The sequence below is a fragment of the Aquirufa ecclesiirivi genome (assembly GCF_011250515.1).
In the GTDB taxonomy this organism is placed as follows: Bacteria; Bacteroidota; Bacteroidia; order Cytophagales; family Spirosomataceae; genus Aquirufa; species Aquirufa ecclesiirivi.
In genome coordinates this window covers 112,641-130,151 of sequence record NZ_JAANOP010000007.1, presented here as the reverse complement: position 1 = coordinate 130,151, position 17,511 = coordinate 112,641, and the positions used below count along the sequence as shown (strand labels likewise).

Sequence of the window (17,511 nt, the reverse complement as noted above, 5' to 3'; positions counted from 1 at the left end):
ACACGAACATCAATATAGTATTATGGAAAGATTTACGGGGCTATTGGGGATTGTATTAATCCTGGGAGTTGCTTTTTTAATGTCAAACAACCGCAAAGCGATTAATTACCGAACCGTAGGGGTGGGTTTACTATTACAAATATTTTTAGCCGTATTTATTCTTAAAACAGATACAGGGCAAGCTATATTCCAATGGTTAGGCGATTCGATAAATACCTTATTAGGTCAAGCAGATAAAGGAGCACAATTTGTGTTTGGATCCTTGGTAAATCGCGACTTGATGTCACGTGCTTTTGGTTCTGGCAATGATTATATCTTCTTTTTTAAGGTAGTTCCAACCATCATTTTTGTGGCGGTTTTAGTGAATATGTTTTACCACTTGGGGATCTTGCAGCGTGTCGTAGCAGCCATCGGAAAGGTGGTTCACTGGTTGATGGGCGTTAGTGGCGCGGAGGCGCTGTCTAATGTGGCATCCACTTTTGTAGGACAAGTAGAGGCTCAGATCATGATTAAGCCTTATTTGAAAAACATGACAAACAGTGAGTTGATGGCTTCCATGACGGGGAGTTTTGCTTGTATAGCGGGCGGTGTTATGGCGGTTTATATTTCTTTGGGAGTTCCTGCGGCTTATTTATTAGCTGCTAGTTTAATGGCCGCACCTGGAGCATTGGTAATTTCTAAAATTATATTTCCAGAAACGGAGAAATCAGAAACAGAAGGTGCCGTTAAATTAGAAAAACAAAAATCACACGCCAATTTGGTGGATGCCATTGCTGCAGGTGCTAGCGAAGGATTAAAAGTAGGTTTGAATGTAATTGCGATGTTAATTGGTTTCATTGCTTTGATTGCATTGGTTGATTTAGGATTGGGCCATCTTGGAAATTGGATTGGTATGCCTACGCTTTCGATGAATTTACTATTAGGCAAGGTCTTTTCCGTTTTTGCCTTCGCTATGGGTGTTCCTTCTGTTGATATCGAAGTAGCAGGAGCCTTGATGGGTAAAAAGATGGTAGTGAATGAGTTTGTAGCCTATTTAGATATGATGAAGGTGAAAGACACATTAGATCCTAAAACTGTCGCCATTACGAGCTTTGCCTTGTGCGGATTTGCTAATTTTAGTTCCGTGGCCATCCAAATTGGAGGTATAGGGGAATTAGCACCTTCTCGTCGTAGTGATTTAGCCAAATTAGGATTTAAAGCCTTAATCGCAGGAACATTAGCGAGTTATTTATCAGCCACTTTAGCGGGTTTATTATTGTAATTGCATGCGCATTGATCCTGAAACCGTTGAACGAATCAAACAAGCGGCCGCAGTAGCGGACGTGGTGGGAGATTATGTGACGGTGAAGAAGAAAGGTGCCAACTATTGGGCATGCTGTCCATTTCACGGGGAAAAGACTCCTTCTTTTTCCATTTCGCCAAGTAAGGGAATCTACAAATGTTTTGGTTGTGGTAAGGCTGGGGATTCTGTCCGGTTCATCATGGATATTGAGGGTTTGGGATATGGTGAGGCATTACGGCATTTGGCCAAAAAATATGGCATAGATATTCAGGAAGAAGAATTAACAGATGATCAAATCGTTCGACAGAATGAGCGTGAGAGTTTATTGATCATTTTGGAATATGCCAAAGAGTTTTTCAAAAAGCAGTTAGTTGAGTCAGAGGAAGGTAAATCCATTGCCATTCCTTATTTCAAAGAACGAGGATTTTCAGATACAACTTTACAAACCTTTGACTTAGGATATAGTCCGGAATCTTGGGATATTTTTTATAAAACGGCTATTAAGCAAGGTTTCAGTCAGGAGATCATTGAAAAAGCCGGCTTGGTAACCCAAAAAAATGAAGAAGGTAAAGTGTATGATCGATTTCGAAATCGCGTCATCTTTCCCATTCATAGTGTAGCAGGAAAAGTGATTGCCTTTGGTGCTCGAATTTTAAAATCGGATGCCAAAAATCAGGCTAAATACCTGAATTCTCCTGAGACAGAGGTTTACCATAAATCGGCCACCTTGTATGGTATTTCGCAGGCTAAAAATGAAATTCGGGCTAAGGACATTTGTTACTTGGTAGAGGGATATACGGACGTTATCTCCTTACATCAAGCAGGAATAAAGAATGTGGTGGCCTCTTCAGGAACTTCCTTGACAGTGGAACAAATCCGATTGATCGGTCGATTTACTCAGCATGTAACCGTTTTATATGATGGTGATTCCGCTGGGATTAAGGCGGCTTTGCGAGGGATGGATTTAATTTTGGAAGAAGGGTTGCAGGTTAATTTAGTGGTGTTTCCAGAAGGTCAGGACCCAGATAGTTTTGTCAGGAAAGTGGGATTTGAAGCATTTTTGGAATACATCAAATCAGAATCTAAGGATATTATTTCATTTCAGGCTAATTTGTTTTTGAAAGAAGCGGGTGATGATCCTTTCAAGCGAGCAGAATTAATCAAGGAGATGGTTCAAAGTATCTCCAAGATTCCAGATGCGATTCAGCGTAGTTTATTTGTTCAAAAAACGGCATCCTTGATGCGTTTGGACGAAGATGTATTGATCGCGGAATTAAATAAAATCCATTTAAAAAATCTGAAGCAAAGAGGTGGGGCAGGGGCTAACGTTTCTGAATCTATTTCCAATCAAACTTGGCAGGAGATTCAAGAAATCATGGAGCCTACGGGCCAAATGTCTACTGAAACTCAAACTAATTTAGCCTATTACCAAGAGTCGGAATGTATACGATTATTGGTCAGTTTTGGTCATTTGGAAATTAGCCCATCCAAGGCTCCAGGGGTTACATTGATGCAGTATTTGATTGAAGAGTTGGAAGGGACGCATTTTCAGACCCCGCTATTCGAAGAGATATTGGAAATATGTAAAGCGGAGTTTAACCAGCATCGCTTTCCTGCTCCAGAGTTTTATTTGCATCATCAGAATGAAGATATTCAAAAGTTTGCCATTGATATCAGTGCGGGCAAACATAGTTTGTCGGATGTTTGGAAGGATAAGCATGATATTCGTGTCAAGCTGGAAGATGAAATGTTAGAGGATTTAGCCTTTAAAAATGTCTTACGATTACGCAAAGTATATAATGACCAGCATTTGCATGAGACATTGGAGAAAATGGAATCATTTCAAGGAGACGCCGAAGCTATGAATGCACTTTTATTGGATTTCATTCACTATAAAGAAATTCAGAAAAATATTTCCCAAGAATTAGGAACAGTGATCGAAAAATAGCTGATTTTTCCCTAAGGCTGGCAGCGTTCCAAACGCTGACAGCCTTGCCGAAAGCTAGGGTTTTTTTTCCAAAATAGACTTTTTATGATTGATAATTAACGGAGGAAATCAGTTAATTGGTAATTCTAGGAATATGACAATTTTATTCCTTTTGAAATCGTTCATGCTTTTACAACGCTATCAAGGTTTGGAACCTTGACAGCGTTTAAGCAAAAAGCTGGTAAAAGCATGAATAGTTATATTCTTATAATCCTAATACACGCTTGTTGAATTCTTCATCAGCGCCGCCGCCAGCAAAATCATCAAATACCTTTTCTGTGGCTTTGATAATGTGGTTAGCAATGAATGGCGCACCTTCCGTAGCGCCTTGTACTGGATCTTTAATGCAGCATTCCCATTCTAAAACAGCCCAACCTTCATATCCATATTGGGTTAATTTAGAGAAGATACTTTTGAAATCCACTTGACCATCTCCTAATGAACGGAATCTACCTGCACGGTTTACCCATGATTGATATCCTCCATAAACACCTTGCTTACCTGTTGGGTTAAACTCAGCGTCTTTCACATGGAACATTTTAATGCGCTCATGGTAAAAATCAATGTATTGCTTATAATCCAAAGCCTGTAATACAAAGTGAGATGGATCATATAATAAATTGGCACGTTTGTGTCCTTTTACAGCATCCAAGAACATTTCATAAGAAACTCCATCATGCAAGTCTTCACCCGGGTGAATTTCATAGCAAAGGTCTACGCCGCTCTCATCAAATTTATTCAAAATAGGTGTCCAACGACGAGCCAATTCGGCAAAACCTTGCTCAACTAATCCAGCAGGACGTTGTGGCCAAGGATATACCGTATGCCACATCAAGGCACCAGAAAAAGTAGCGTGTGCAGTCAAACCTAAGTTTTCAGATGCTTTAGCCGCATACATCAATTGCTGAACAGCCCATTCTGTTCTAGCTTTTGGATTGCCTTTCACCGAGTCTGGAGCAAATCCATCAAACATGATGTCATATGCAGGATTTACCGCTACTAATTGGCCTTGTAAGTGAGTAGAAAGTTCGGTGATTTGCAAGCCTTTTGCAGCCAGCATACCTTTCAGTTCGTCACAATATGTTTTTGATTCAGCTGCTTTTTGTAAATCAATGCAGCGAGGATCCCAAGATGGAATTTGTACTCCTTTATATCCCAATCCTGCTGCCCAGGTAGTAATTCCGTCTAATGTATTAAATGGAGCCACATCACCCAAAAATTGGGCTAAAAAGATGGCAGGTCCTTTGATGGTTTGCATAGTTATTAAATTTTAACCCACGCTTGCTTGCGGGTACTTTCAAGAATTTTTTCACAAATTAATAATTCACGGTATCCGTCTGCAAAGGTTGGATAGCTAGGCTTCTCCGGTTGTTTTCCTTGCTCAATAGCCGCATAAACTTCCTTAAATAATTGCTTTGATGTATCTGGGAAACCTTCATTATGTCCTCCAGGGAATGTCATAATCGCTGAGGCTTCAGGATATGCCAAAGATGGATCACGCATTAAAACTTGGTTTGCTTGATCTCTATTACCTAACCAGACTTCGTTAGGAGCTTCTGAATTCCAAGCAAAGGTTTTCTTAGAACCAGAAATCTCTAATTTCAATTGGTTTTTACGTCCAGCCGAAACTTGAGATACCGTAATCGATCCACGGTTGCCATTGTCAAAACGTAATAATACATTGGCATGATCTTCCGTCGTGATGTTAACATCCGCATAATCCTCCGGTTGAAGCATTTTGCCAGAATAGGTTTCAATCGCTTTCAATGGCTTCTTACGTGTAGGGTGTACCGTATTAAAATCGGCCATCACTTCTACTGTTTTTAAACCTGTGATATATTCAATGATATCCATTAAGTGAGATCCAATATCGGCAATCGCACGAGAATCACCTGATTTATCTGGTTCCAAGCGCCAATTGTAATCTGTTTCATAAAACAACCAATCTTGTAAATATGAACCAATAATCGAGTAAACCTCACCTAAATCACCTTTTTCACGCATGGTTTTCATTTGACGTACCAAAGGATAATAACGTAAATTAAAGTGGACGGCATTCACTTTGCCAGATTTAGCCGCTAATTCCACTAATTCTTCCGCTTCATGCAAGTCTTTCGCCAATGGTTTTTCACAAACCACATGTTTGCCAGCTAATAAGGCCGCTTTCGACTGAGAATAGTGTAGGAAGTTTGGTGTACAAATATGTACGCATTCGATGTCGTCTTGTTTCATTAATTCATCGAAAGTATACCAACGAGGGATTCCCAATTGTTTCGCTTTTGCTTCAGCTAATTCAATAGTAACCTCACAAAGTGCAGCTACTTCTACATTCGGTAATCGTCTTAATGCCTCAATATGAGCAGGTCCAATAAAGCCTGTACCTACGATTCCAACTTTAATTTTTGTCATGTTGTTCTATATTAAATTTCAAATTTGGTCCACTTATTTGTATTATCCTTAGATGATCTAACCACATTTTCGATGAATGCCATCCCTTTAATTCCTTCGTCAATTCCTGGGAAATCGTACAAAGGATCTTGTTCTTTGCCTTCCCAACGAGCACGAAGGGCAAAAGCAAAATTACGGTAAATATTAGCAAAGGTTTCAACGTATCCTTCTGGATGTCCAGCTGGTTGACGCGTATGTGCTTGTGCTTGAGCAGAAAGATTTCCCACATTGGTACGAATAGTTCTACTTCCTCCATCTCTCGACTTGATAATCAATGTATTGGGGTCCATTTGGTGCCAAACAATTCCAGCTTTTGAACCATAAACACGGATGTTTAAGTCGTTTTCTTCTCCATTACAAATCTGACTGCAATGCAAAACGCCTCTAGCGCCATTGTTATAATGGATCAAAATGTTTCCATCATCATCCAATTGACGGCCATCGACAAAAATGGTTAAATCGGCACATAATTCATCAATATGTAAACCTGTGATATATTCTGCTAAGTTTTCAGCATGAGTACCAATATCACCTACCGCACCAGCAGCGCCACAACGAGCCGGATCGGTTCTCCATGCCGCTTGCTTTTGGCCAGTAGCCTCTACTAGATCGATTAACCAACCTTGAGGATATTCTACAATGACTTTGCGGATTTCACCTAATTCACCCGAATCAACCAAATGCTTGGCTTCCTTGATCATCGGATATCCCGTGTAATTATGGGTCAAAGCGAAGATAAGTCCTGAAGCTTCAATGACTTTCTTTAATTCCTTAGCCTCGTCTAGGTTTAACGTGGCAGGTTTGTCACAAACGACGTGAAATCCATTTTCTAGCGCCATTTTGGCCGCTGGAAAATGCAGGTGGTTGGGTGTAACTATGGATACAAAATCCATTCGCTCACCTTCCGGCAAGGCCTTTTCCTGTAGAATCATTTCTTCGTATGATCCGTATACACGACTAGGTTCTAAATATAAGGCAGCGCCTGTTGCCTTCGATTTTTCTGCACTGGAGCTAAATGCTCCACATACTAACTCGATTTCTCCATCTAATTGGGAACCACGGCGATGTACTGCCCCAATAAATGCTTCTAAACTACCACCAATCATCCCCATACGGATTTTTCTGCCTTGACGGTTTTTAGCCTGTGTAGAAGATCCTCCCTGAATCATATATTTATTGATTTAGATTTTTTTAAAAAATTGACTCTAAATATACTAATTTGAGCCAAAAGCGCTGTAGAATTAATGAAATATTAAAAATATTTTCAATTTAATAGGAAACTTTGAAAATCTTTTCGTTTTTTTGACATGATTTTTCTAATGTTAATTTTTAATTTTTCAAGAAAAAACGTTGTTTCACCCTTTAACTAAATCTAAACAACTATGAGTCAAACCATTAATGCAAATCGCCTGTTTTATGCTAGCTGTTTTGCGCTTATCACGACGGCCTTCTCTTTTAGCATAAGAGCAGGTATTCTAACGCAGTTAGGAGCAGAGCTAAACCTAGATACAGTCCAATTAGGACATATCAATCAAATGTGGTTTTTAGGTTTCCCGATATCCATGATTCTTGGTGGGGTTTTCTATTCAGCCATTGGACCCAAATTGATCATGCAAATTGCCTTGATCGCACATACCATTGGTATCCTTTTAACTATTTATGCTACGGGTTATGATACCTTATTGATTTCAACTTTATTGATTGGTTTAGGTAACGGTTGTACGGAAGCTGCTTGTAATCCGATGATTGCTGATTCTTATTCAGGATTGGATTTCAACAGTAAATTGAATCGTTTTCACATGTGGTTCCCAGGTGGTATTGTGATAGGTTCATTGATCTCTAAATTCATGACGGATGCGTCTATGCCTTGGCAAGCGCAAATTTGGGTTATTTTAATCCCTACTGCTGTTTATGCCGTATTATTTTACGGTCAAACTTTCCCTAAGCCTCGTGCTGGTGCAGAGAATGCGTTGGATAGTTTCAAAGCAATGTTAAATCCATTGTACCTATTCATGGCAGCATGTATGGCTTTAACAGCTATTTCTGAATTTGGTCCACAGCAATGGGTTGGTCCAATCTTAGCAAAAGCAGGTGCTAGTCCGATGTTAATCTTAGCTCTTGTAACAGGTTTAATGGCCGTTGGTCGTTATTTTGCTGGCCCAATCATTCATAAATTAAATACTGTTGGTGTTCTTTTAGGTTCTGCCATCTTTGGTGTCATCGGTTTATACATGATGTCTACAATGGACGGTTCTATGTTATACGTAGCAGCGGTATTCTTTGCATTAGGTATTTGCTACTTCTGGCCAAACATGTTAGGCTATGTAAGTGAGACGATGCCTCAAACTGGAGCTTTAGGATTATCGATCTTAGGTGGTATCGGTATGTTTTCTTCTTCTATGTTCCAGCCTATTATTGGTGCTTGGATTCAAGAAAACAAAGTGGCTGCAGAGGCAACAGGATTAGCAGGTGATGCTGCTGATTTAGCTGCTGGACAAGCGACTCTTTCTAATATGTTGATTTTCCCAGCTATCTTAATAGTAGCATTTGTTGGATTATACTTCTTTGGAAAGAAAGTTAACCATTCTGCATAAACCAGATATTTGAATTAAATTAGGGGGCTTTTAGGCCCCCTTTTTTTTATGCGTATACTCTTTATATTATTTACATGTTGTCTGTTTTCTTGCCAATCCAATTGGAATTTGGACCCTGTTCATGTAAAGGAATCCTTGCAAAAAGGGGCAGATAAATGGACAGAAAAAAAAGTTCTTGTCACAACACGACTTGGGGATTTTGAAATGGAATTGGATGATCGAACTCCCTTACACCGACTGAATTTTATCCGATTAGTGAAAATGGGTTATTTTGAAGACCGCTATTTTTATCGAATCGTTTATGTTACCGGAATTCAAGGAGGAGGAGAATACAGTGATCGATTGAATTATTTAGTTCCAGCGGAATACGTCGATACATTAAAACCTGTGCGAGGAAGCTTAGCCATGGCACGATATGACGAAGGAAACCCCGAACAAGCATCGTCGCCAACTGAATTTTTTATTGTCACCGATACTGAACAAGCGGCCCGCTTTTATAAGAAATACGTGGTTTTCGGAAAAGTCACCAAAGGAATGGCTGTTGTTGATTCCATCTTTAACGCCAAATCCTACGACGAAAAACCCGTCATTCCTGTCAAATTTGATATTAAGGTTTTGCCTTAGTTAGTTGGCCAATCCCTTGGAATATAAAAGCTAAAGAGACAACCAGTACACAACCTAGCACGTTCAGCCACAAAAAAGCCATTAAGTCTATTTTCCAAGCATATATCACAAATGCTTCAGCAATAATGGCAGCCCAAAATACATGCGAACCTCGAGTTTTAGGTAAATAAAAAGCGCAAAGAAAGACACCTAAAATGGTGCCATAAAACCAGGAGCCTAATATGTTAACTACTTCAATCAAGCTACCCATATTCACGGCAAATTGAGCTACTACCAAGCAAAAAATGCCCCAGGCTAGAGTGACTAATTTGGATGACCACCAATAATGTTCATTACTGGCATGCTGATTGATGAATCTTTGGTAAATATCCACCATGACGGTAGAAGTCAAGGAACCAAAAGCGGATGCCATAGAGCCCATGGAGGCCAATAAGATCATGGCAATTAAAAAGCCCACCAAACCAATGGGCAAATGATCAACTATGAATCGTAGAAATATATAATTGGTATCTTGACTTTCCGCTTTAAGATTTTGCGATTTCAATAATTCAACTGCTTTCTCTTTGACCTTAGCTTGCTGCTCATGCAAATCCATGATTTGAGATTTCAAAACAGGAATTTTAGCTGTTTCTTCTTTCGAAATAGCTTGAATTAAGGCCTTTTCTGTCTGTTTTTTCTGATTGAAAATTTGTTTGTTCTCTTGATCTATGGCTTCATGCCCCTTGGCAGTACTCCAGCTCAGTTCAGTTGTTTTGTTGAAAAACAGGGGAGCCTGATTGAATTGGTAAAAAACAAAAACTAATATTCCGACCAACAAGATGAAAAATTGCATCGGGATTTTTAAAAAACCATTCAGCATGAGTCCTTTCTTACTTTCGTTTGCAGTATGCCCTGTTAAATAACGACCGACTTGGCTTTGATCTGTACCAAAATAAGAAAGCTGTAAAAAGAATCCACCAATGATACCTGACCAAATGGTATAGCGATTGTTGATATCAAATTTCCAATCGATTAAATTGATTTTTCCCATTTTGCCTGCAAGTTGCAAGGATTCCTTCATCCCTATTTCTTGAGGTAATGCCTGAATGATGTAAATGGCAGCAATGACCATCCCCGCTAATACTACACCCATTTGTAATAATTGAGTGTAGGAAATGGTTTTGGATCCACCAAAAATACAATAGAAAGTTACCACGGCCGCAGTGACGCAATTGGTCCAGGTTAAATCCCATCCTAATAAGGTAGAAAGTATGATGGATGGCGCTGCAATGGTGACTCCAGTAGAAAGAGCCCGTGGAATCAGAAACAGAAAACTTGTTAAAATACGTGTTTTGGAATCAAATCGTTCTTCCAAGAATTGGTAAGCAGTAAATATCTTTAGTTGATAATATTGAGGAATGAAGGTGACAGAAAGCACAATCATGGCAATGGGCAATCCCAAATAAAACTGTACGAAACGCATACCATCGGTATAGGCTTGTCCTGGTACTGATAAAAAGGTAATGGCGGATGCCTGAGTAGCCATGACCGACAAAAGAATGTGGTACCAAGGGAGCTCTCGATCAGCTAATAAAAAGCCTTTCAATGAGTGTTTAGCTTCTCTTCCTTTCCAACTTCCATAGAGCACAATTCCTCCAATGGTCAATAGTAAAACTATCCAGTCTAATAGATGCATGTTTATTGGAATATGGCGCTAAAAATCACAAAAAATAGAATAATCAATACCACGAAAAGGCCCATGGATAGATACCAAACTTTCCAATTGGTGTGATGGTGCGGTGTTTCTTGTTTCATGGTTCAATTGAATTGCTAAAATTAGCTTAGAAAAGCTTACAATAATCGCATTTAATCTTAAAAGCTGTTAAAATTTGCGATTTCTTTTTTGATTATTGAGACGAAATTAGGGAGCCCAATATAAATTTTCCAAGTGTTTTGGAATACTAGATTTTGCTAATTACCTTTGCACCTCCAAATGCAAGCGGGCGTGGTGGAATTGGTAGACATACCAGACTTAGGATCTGGCGCCGCGAGGCATGGGGGTTCGAGTCCCTCCGCCCGTACCATCGGCAAGCCCTCAAGACCAAAAGGTATTGGGGGCTTTTTTTAATTAAAAATTTAAATACTTCCATATGAATATTTCGCTCAACCATTCAAATGATTTAGAAGGTCGTTTGACTGTTGTCGTTTCAGCTGCTGATTACCAAGAAAAAGTAGAAACTAAATTAAAAGATTACCGTAAAAAGGCGAGCATCAAAGGTTTTCGTCCGGGTATGGTACCTATGCCATTAATCAAGAAATTGGCAGGTCAATCCATTTTAGTGGAAGAAATCAATCATTTATTGGGTCATGCGGTTAGTGATTATATCAAAGAAAATAAATTAAACCTAGTTGGCGAGCCAATGCCGGCTGTTGAAGAAGCAGACTCGATCGACTGGGAAAAAGATACGGAATTCACCTTCCATTATGATTTAGGTTTCCATGGTGAGTTTGCTGTCGATTTAGATCAAATCAAAACAGTTAATTCTTACGAAATCAAAGCCGATAAAAAAGAAATTGATGAAACGATCGAGAACTTGAAGAAGCAATTTGGAGAGCAGACTCATCCTGAGTCAGTTGAAGACCGTGATTTGGTTTTTGGAACTTTCACTCAAGGTGATTGGGTAGAGAAATCAGCTATACCTTTGCATTCCATCAACGATAAATCGAAAAAGATTTTCTTAGGGGCTAAGGTAGGAGGTACCTTGAAATTTGCGATCGATAAAGTATTTAATGATGCTAAATCATTGGCATTAGCTACAGGTAAGAAGGAAGAGGAAGTAAGTGAGTTGACAGGTGAGGTTTCTTACGTCGTAGAAGATATCACTCGTTCGGTTCCTGCCAATTTGGATCAAGCATTTTTTGATAAAGTATTAGGAGCAGGCAAAGCTACTGACGAAGCAAGTTTCCGTGAGCAATTAATTGAGATTGTTCAAGATAACTACAAGCGCGAAGCCAATTATTTGTTACGTATCGATGCTGAAAAAGCCTTGTTAGATCAAGTGAAAATTGATTTGCCAGAAGCATTTTTACGTAATTGGTTAGTACGTATCAATGAAGGTAAATTTACTCCAGAGCAAATTGATCAAGATTTTGATAATGTGAAAAAGGATATCCGTTGGAACCTAATCAAAAATGAAATCGCTGAGAAATTTGAAGTGAAAGTTGAATATGCAGAGGTGGTAGAAAAAGCAAAAGACATGGTTCGTCAACAATTTGGCGGTTATTTGTCGGCTGATCAACCAGGCATCGAAGAAATGATTGAGAAAATAGCCATGGGTTATTTGAGCGATAAATCGAAGTCTGACAATTTCATGAATTTATACAATCAAGCTTTTGCAGATAAAGTATCCTCTGTCATTGTAGAAAAAATCCCACACAAGATTTCTAAAATCGATGTGGATAAATTCAAAGAAATCGCTGCAGCTTTGTAGTACAGGATATTTGTTGGAATTTTCAAAACCCCGTTTTTACGGGGTTTTGTGTGAACTAAGCATTTCTAAATTTGGTTTACCAGCTAATTGCTCGCAATTAATCCGACAATTATTTTAATTTTGAATCTTAAACTAAAAATTATGTATCCCAAGGAATTATCAGGAGACGAGTTTCGCAAATATGCGGTACACCATAAAGGCTTAAACGGTTTAGCGGTTGACCAATACATGAATCAAATGGGAAGCCAAGTGAATCATCGTATTGATGACATGACCCAATACATCATTGAGGAGCGTCCGATGCGTTTTGCTCAGATCGACGTGTTTTCACGATTGATTATGGATCGTATTATTTTCATGGGTGTGCCTGTGGATGATTATATGGCCAACATCATCGTGGCTCAATTATTGTTTATGGAATCCACGGATGCCAAAAAGGACATCGTGATGTATATCAATAGTCCTGGTGGATCCGTATATGCAGGTTTGGGTATTTATGATACCATGAATTACATCCGTCCCGAAGTAGCTACTGTATGTACTTCATTAGCGGCCTCCATGGGTGCTGTATTATTAGCGGGAGGTGCTGCAGGAAAACGTTCAGCTTTAGAGCATGCACGTGTGATGATACACCAACCTTCTGGTGGAGCTCAAGGTCAAAGCCGTGATATCGAAATCACAGCTCGTGAAATCGTTAAAATTCGTCAAGAATTATACGATATCTTGGCCAAGCATTCAGGTAAGTCTTTTGAAGAAATTGAGCGTGATTCCGATCGTGATTATTGGATGAAAGCAGCAGAGGCGAAGGAGTATGGTTTGATTGATGAAATTTTAACCCGTAATGTGTAAGGATGGCAAATCCCAAAAAGAATCAAATTAATTGCTCATTTTGTGGCCGTAACAAGTCGGAAGTCGGAATTTTATTGTCCGGTATCGATGGCCACATTTGTGATCAATGTTTGCAACAAGGCTACGAGGTCATTAAAGAAGAATTAGGGGCTCCTGTAGTCAACAAAAAGAATTCGAAACAACAATTTGAATTAGTTAAACCGAAAGACTTAAAGGAACATTTAGATCTTTATGTCATCGGTCAGGAAGAAGCCAAAAAACATCTTTCTGTAGCGGTGTATAACCATTACAAACGTTTGATGCAGCCTAGTCACGAACAGGATGTGAAAATTGAAAAATCCAATATCCTAATGGTAGGCGAAACGGGAACAGGTAAGACCTATTTGGCACGTACCTTGGCTCAAAAACTTCAAGTACCTTTCTGTATAGCTGATGCTACCGTAATTACGGAAGCAGGATATGTAGGGGAAGATGTAGAAACCATTTTGACTCGCCTTTTGCAAGCAGCTAATTACGATGTGGCCAAAGCAGAATGCGGCATTGTTTTCATTGATGAGATCGACAAAATTGCCCGCAAATCCGATAACCCATCCATCACACGTGATGTATCAGGCGAGGGGGTTCAGCAAGCATTGTTGAAATTATTAGAAGGTTCCATCGTGAATGTTCCACCACAAGGAGGAAGAAAACATCCCGATCAAAAAATGATTGCCGTGAACACTGAGAATATCCTATTCATTTGTGGAGGTGCTTTTGATGGTATCGGTCGACATATTTCTAAGCGTTTAAATGCGCGTCCTATTGGATTTTCTGGAGATGACACTTTCCATGATTCTTTTGAAAAGGATCAAATCATGAAATACGTGACAGCTCAAGATTTAAAATCATTTGGCTTAATTCCTGAATTATTAGGTCGTCTGCCCGTGATTACCTACCTTAATCCATTGGATCAAGTGGCCTTATTAGCCATTTTGACTAAGCCTAAAAATGCGCTTGTTAAGCAGTATGAAAAATTGTTTGACATGGAAGGGGTGCAATTGACTTTTACAGAAGAGGCCTTGACCTACATGGTGGAACAAGCCATGCAATATAAATTAGGTGCGCGTGGTTTGAGATCGATTATGGAAGCCATCATGACAGATGCCATGTTTGATATTCCTTCTCAAACAAACATTTCAAATTTTGAAGTGGACTTAGCTTATGCTAAATTGAAATTCGAAAAAACAGTATTCCATCAAATGAAAGTTGTAGCCTAATTTATCTATGAAAAACATTCTAATCGTTCTCGCATTAACTTTATTCATTACTTCTTGTTCACATCAAGGAGCGTATTTTGCTGTTTACAAGCAAGCTCAGCCTGCTACCAAGGCTATTGTTAGCCCTGTGAAAGAAGAAGAACCCAAGCTATTGGTTAGTCAGTCCAATCAACTGGTTGAAGAAATCGTTCCTGTAGTACCTAATTCGCCCGAAGAAGCGAAACTAGTTACAGAATTAAATTCTTTACACCAGGAAGTGAAATCCATGAAACACATGGAGAAAAAGGAGTTGATTCAACATAAAAAAGCATTCAAAGCTCAGCTGAAAGCGCAAATCAAGGAGTATAAAGCACAAGCTAAGAAACAAAAACAAGCTTCCGGTCCTTCATCTTGGGATTCCAAAGTGAAAATTGGAGTTATTTTGTTGATTATCGGTATCATTCTTTCCATTTTCGGGTTGGGAGCCATTGGAGCAGTTTCTGCTTTCATCGGTTTGATATTTGTACTCTTAGGTCTTTTGCATTCGTTTTAATATGAAAGAAATCATCGTCTGTTTACACGGATTTGGTGAAGATCACCGTGTTTGGGATGATTTCATACCTGCGTATACGTGGCCATTTCCTGTTGTTTCGCCTGATTATGCAGGCTGGGAGGATTGTCAAAATATGTCGGAATATGCTCAAAAAATTGCCTTAGACCTACCCAAGGATCATTCTTGGCATCTTATTGGGCATTCGATGGGAGGTTATGTTGCCTTGGCATTAGCCAAAGAATTTCCGCAACAAGTAAAATCTGTGGTGATGTTGAATTCAACCGCCATGCCAGACTCAGAAGAGAAAAAAGTAAATCGTAATAAAACCATCGAGTTTGTACAAAAAATGGGAACAAGAGCCTTTATTGGGCCTTTTGTTCCCAATTTGTTTTCACAGGACTTTGTACAACAAAATCCTGAACTTATTAAAAGCTTAGTCATTCGATATCAAGAATTATCTGCTTCAGGTTTGGTGGCAGCATCGCTTGCCATGCGTGACCGAGCAGCAGGATTGGACTTATTGGCATCAACAACCATTCCTTTTTTATTTATTCATGGGGAAATGGATACAATAGTCCCTTGGGAAGATGTGGAAAAAGCGGTGTCCATGTCTTCTATTCATCAAGTAAATTGCATACCCCATGTTGGACACCAAGCCGCATATGAAGCCCCCAATGAAGTATATTTGGCTATTTATTCGTTTTTAAACTCTATTCATGTCTAAAATCATTATTGCCCTTGATGGCTTTTCTTCTTGTGGAAAAAGTACCACTGCCAAGCGTGTGGCAGCACAGTTGCATTATGCCTTTGTTGACACTGGGGCAATGTATCGCGCAGTAGCACTCTATTTTCAGCGCAATCAAGTAGATTGTGGAAATTTGGAAGCCGTTGAAAAAGCCTTGGATGAAGTGCATATTACATTTGAATTTAATCCCGAAAGACAAGCTTCGGATACTTTTTTGAATGGCGAAAATGTGGAGAATGAAATCCGGAAAATGTACATTTCTGATATTGTGAGTCAAGTAAGTGCTATTCCTACGGTGCGTCATGCCATGGTTGCGCAGCAGCAAAAAATGGGGAAAAAGAAAGGCGTAGTCATGGATGGAAGAGACGTAGGTACTGTAGTATTTCCTGATGCCGAAGTGAAAATTTTCATGACAGCTGACCCCAAGATTAGGGCACAAAGAAGAAAATTAGAATTGATGCAGAAAGGAGAGGATTTGCCCATAGAACAAATTGTGGAGAATTTGAAAATTCGGGATGAAATTGATTCCAATCGAAGCGAAGGGCCACTTAAACGTGCCGACGATGCCATTGATTTAGATACTTCTTATAAATCCATGGATGAACAAGTTGCTTTTGTTTTAGAACAAGTTCGACGTGTTCAGCATGCCAATAAATAAGCATACACTTCCCGTATTAATCGTAGGACAAGGTTTGGCAGGAACCATACTGGCTCATACCTTGGACCAAGCGAATGTGGCTTTTAATATAGTCGATGCTCCCAATACTTATTTCACGTCTTCTTATGCGGCGGGAGGGATTTTCAATCCAGTTACTGGGCGAAAATTAGAGAAATCTTGGTTAGTGGATGAGCTATTCAGCTACCTTTTCCCATTTTATAGGACACTAGAAAAAACTCTAGATATTTCATTTTTTCATCCCACGCCCTTGTTTAGGCCTTTTGCCAATGAAGAGATGAAAGGATGGCTCTTAGATAGAAAAGGCGCTATTCACAATGAATACCTTCGCTGGGAGGAAGAAGGAGTTTGGATAAAAAATGCAGGTTGGTTAGATGTGGAATGCTTACTGAAGAGCTCAAAACAATATTTTCAGTCTAAAAATTTAATCAAGGAAATAGTCATTAACCCAAACATCGATTTAACTATTTCTGGTGATGAGGTTCATTTTCAGGGACAAGCTTACGCTTGTGTTATTTTTTGTGAAGGTTTTCATGCCCAGAAACATAATCCATTTTTTGGTCATTTGAATTTTTTGCCTGCCAAGGGAGAATTGATGAAAATTAAATCAGAAGAACCTTCTCAAGAATATATTCTAAATAAAAATGGATTTCTGCTTCCTTTAGGAAATGACGTATTTAAAGTAGGTGCTACTTACCGTTGGGATGATTTTTCAAATCAGCCTAGTTTTTCAGCAACCTTGGATTTAAGGAATAAGCTAACATCATTGGGTGTAAATTCTTATGAAGAAGTAGAAATGTCTACGGGTGTAAGACCAGCCACCCAAGATCGTAGGCCTTTGGTGGGTTTTCATCCCCAATTACCTTTGGCTATATTTAATGGATTTGGTTCTAAAGGAGTATCATTGAGCCCTTATTTTGCCCAGCAATGGCTAGCGGAATGGAAAGGTGAGGGGCAGATAAATTCCGAAGCATCAATTCGTCGATTTTACCATTTATTTTCCACATAAATCATTAAATTTGGTTTTATTGAAATTGCCTATAAATCT

15 protein-coding genes and 1 tRNA gene are annotated in these 17,511 nt (G+C 39.2%); 12 read left to right on the top strand and 4 right to left on the bottom strand.

All coding sequences use genetic code 11. The annotated features are described in order from the left end of the window. Positions 1–22: 22 nt before the first annotated feature. Entirely contained in the window at positions 23–1,261 is a 1,239-nt protein-coding gene (locus G9H65_RS10395; RefSeq protein WP_166375280.1) for a NupC/NupG family nucleoside CNT transporter, read from the top strand. 4 nt (positions 1,262–1,265) lie between these two features. Further along, positions 1,266–3,230: a DNA primase gene (dnaG, locus tag G9H65_RS10390; protein ID WP_166375279.1), complete on the top strand. Its 1,965-nt coding sequence runs from the start codon at positions 1,266–1,268 to the stop codon at positions 3,228–3,230. 244 nt (positions 3,231–3,474) lie between these two features. On the opposite strand, the gene G9H65_RS10385 is transcribed toward dnaG, so the two are convergent. From G9H65_RS10385 to G9H65_RS10375, 3 genes are read right to left on the bottom strand one after another with little or no spacing between them, the layout of a single operon-like run. After that, positions 3,475–4,527 carry a sugar phosphate isomerase/epimerase family protein gene (locus G9H65_RS10385; RefSeq protein ID WP_166375278.1) on the bottom strand — a complete coding sequence of 351 codons (1,053 nt, stop codon included), beginning with the start codon at positions 4,525–4,527 and terminating at the stop codon, positions 3,475–3,477. A 5-nt stretch (positions 4,528–4,532) separates the two neighbouring features. Further along, on the bottom strand, positions 4,533–5,678 hold the full coding sequence (locus G9H65_RS10380) for a Gfo/Idh/MocA family protein (protein ID WP_166375277.1): 1,146 nt from the start codon (positions 5,676–5,678) through the stop codon (positions 4,533–4,535). A gap of 11 nt (positions 5,679–5,689) precedes the next feature. After that, entirely contained in the window at positions 5,690–6,829 is a 1,140-nt protein-coding gene (locus G9H65_RS10375; RefSeq protein ID WP_166375318.1) for a Gfo/Idh/MocA family protein, read from the bottom strand. Positions 6,830–7,099: 270 nt separating this feature from the next. Here G9H65_RS10375 and G9H65_RS10370 point away from each other — a divergent pair, with 270 nt between their 5' ends. Together G9H65_RS10370 and G9H65_RS10365 are read left to right on the top strand one after the other, a co-directional pair. Beyond that, complete coding sequence (locus G9H65_RS10370; protein WP_166375276.1) at positions 7,100–8,311, top strand: MFS transporter; 1,212 nt, start codon at positions 7,100–7,102, stop codon at positions 8,309–8,311. A gap of 48 nt (positions 8,312–8,359) precedes the next feature. Continuing rightward, on the top strand, positions 8,360–8,935 hold the full coding sequence (locus tag G9H65_RS10365; protein WP_166375275.1) for a peptidylprolyl isomerase: 576 nt from the start codon (positions 8,360–8,362) through the stop codon (positions 8,933–8,935). On the opposite strand, the gene G9H65_RS10360 is transcribed toward G9H65_RS10365, so the two are convergent. Next, positions 8,919–10,610: a sodium:solute symporter gene (locus tag G9H65_RS10360; RefSeq protein WP_166375274.1), complete on the bottom strand. Its 1,692-nt coding sequence runs from the start codon at positions 10,608–10,610 to the stop codon at positions 8,919–8,921. The genes G9H65_RS10365 and G9H65_RS10360 overlap by 17 nt on opposite strands. Before the next feature lie 303 nt (positions 10,611–10,913). On the opposite strand from G9H65_RS10360, the gene G9H65_RS10355 reads away from it, so the two are divergent. The 8 genes from G9H65_RS10355 to G9H65_RS10320 all read left to right on the top strand — a co-directional run bounded on the left by G9H65_RS10355 (position 10,914) and on the right by G9H65_RS10320 (position 17,472). After that, positions 10,914–10,998 (top strand) — tRNA-Leu (locus G9H65_RS10355). A gap of 66 nt (positions 10,999–11,064) precedes the next feature. Further along, positions 11,065–12,405, top strand: a complete 1,341-nt coding sequence (locus G9H65_RS10350; protein ID WP_166375273.1) for a trigger factor — start codon at positions 11,065–11,067, stop codon at positions 12,403–12,405. A gap of 141 nt (positions 12,406–12,546) precedes the next feature. Then, on the top strand, positions 12,547–13,254 hold the full coding sequence (locus tag G9H65_RS10345) for a ClpP family protease (RefSeq protein ID WP_166375272.1): 708 nt from the start codon (positions 12,547–12,549) through the stop codon (positions 13,252–13,254). A gap of 2 nt (positions 13,255–13,256) precedes the next feature. Then, a complete protein-coding gene (clpX, locus tag G9H65_RS10340; RefSeq protein WP_166375271.1) occupies positions 13,257–14,510 on the top strand; it encodes an ATP-dependent Clp protease ATP-binding subunit ClpX in 1,254 nt (417 codons plus the stop codon). A gap of 7 nt (positions 14,511–14,517) precedes the next feature. Continuing rightward, the gene (locus G9H65_RS10335) at positions 14,518–15,042 is read left to right on the top strand and encodes a hypothetical protein (RefSeq protein WP_166375206.1); all 525 of its coding nucleotides are present in this window, start codon (positions 14,518–14,520) and stop codon (positions 15,040–15,042) included. 1 nt (position 15,043) lies between these two features. Then, positions 15,044–15,766 (top strand): alpha/beta fold hydrolase, encoded by a 723-nt coding sequence (locus G9H65_RS10330; RefSeq protein ID WP_166375270.1) that lies wholly within the window; start codon positions 15,044–15,046, stop codon positions 15,764–15,766. Then, entirely contained in the window at positions 15,759–16,445 is a 687-nt protein-coding gene (gene cmk, locus G9H65_RS10325) for a (d)CMP kinase (RefSeq protein ID WP_166375269.1), read from the top strand. The genes G9H65_RS10330 and cmk overlap by 8 nt, the downstream gene beginning before the upstream one ends. After that, the gene (locus G9H65_RS10320; RefSeq protein WP_166375268.1) at positions 16,432–17,472 is read left to right on the top strand and encodes an NAD(P)/FAD-dependent oxidoreductase; all 1,041 of its coding nucleotides are present in this window, start codon (positions 16,432–16,434) and stop codon (positions 17,470–17,472) included. Before cmk ends, G9H65_RS10320 begins: the two co-directional genes overlap by 14 nt. Positions 17,473–17,511 lie beyond the last annotated feature (39 nt).

Coding starts and splice junctions, on each gene's coding strand:
- G9H65_RS10395 (WP_166375280.1), top strand. CDS start 23: ATGGAAAGATTTACGGGGCTATTGGGGATTGTATTAATCCTGGGAGTT.
- dnaG (WP_166375279.1), top strand. CDS start 1,266: ATGCGCATTGATCCTGAAACCGTTGAACGAATCAAACAAGCGGCCGCA.
- G9H65_RS10385 (WP_166375278.1), bottom strand. CDS start 4,527: ATGCAAACCATCAAAGGACCTGCCATCTTTTTAGCCCAATTTTTGGGT.
- G9H65_RS10380 (WP_166375277.1), bottom strand. CDS start 5,678: ATGACAAAAATTAAAGTTGGAATCGTAGGTACAGGCTTTATTGGACCT.
- G9H65_RS10375 (WP_166375318.1), bottom strand. CDS start 6,829: ATGGGGATGATTGGTGGTAGTTTAGAAGCATTTATTGGGGCAGTACAT.
- G9H65_RS10370 (WP_166375276.1), top strand. CDS start 7,100: ATGAGTCAAACCATTAATGCAAATCGCCTGTTTTATGCTAGCTGTTTT.
- G9H65_RS10365 (WP_166375275.1), top strand. CDS start 8,360: ATGCGTATACTCTTTATATTATTTACATGTTGTCTGTTTTCTTGCCAA.
- G9H65_RS10360 (WP_166375274.1), bottom strand. CDS start 10,610: ATGCATCTATTAGACTGGATAGTTTTACTATTGACCATTGGAGGAATT.
- G9H65_RS10350 (WP_166375273.1), top strand. CDS start 11,065: ATGAATATTTCGCTCAACCATTCAAATGATTTAGAAGGTCGTTTGACT.
- G9H65_RS10345 (WP_166375272.1), top strand. CDS start 12,547: ATGTATCCCAAGGAATTATCAGGAGACGAGTTTCGCAAATATGCGGTA.
- clpX (WP_166375271.1), top strand. CDS start 13,257: ATGGCAAATCCCAAAAAGAATCAAATTAATTGCTCATTTTGTGGCCGT.
- G9H65_RS10335 (WP_166375206.1), top strand. CDS start 14,518: ATGAAAAACATTCTAATCGTTCTCGCATTAACTTTATTCATTACTTCT.
- G9H65_RS10330 (WP_166375270.1), top strand. CDS start 15,044: ATGAAAGAAATCATCGTCTGTTTACACGGATTTGGTGAAGATCACCGT.
- cmk (WP_166375269.1), top strand. CDS start 15,759: ATGTCTAAAATCATTATTGCCCTTGATGGCTTTTCTTCTTGTGGAAAA.
- G9H65_RS10320 (WP_166375268.1), top strand. CDS start 16,432: ATGCCAATAAATAAGCATACACTTCCCGTATTAATCGTAGGACAAGGT.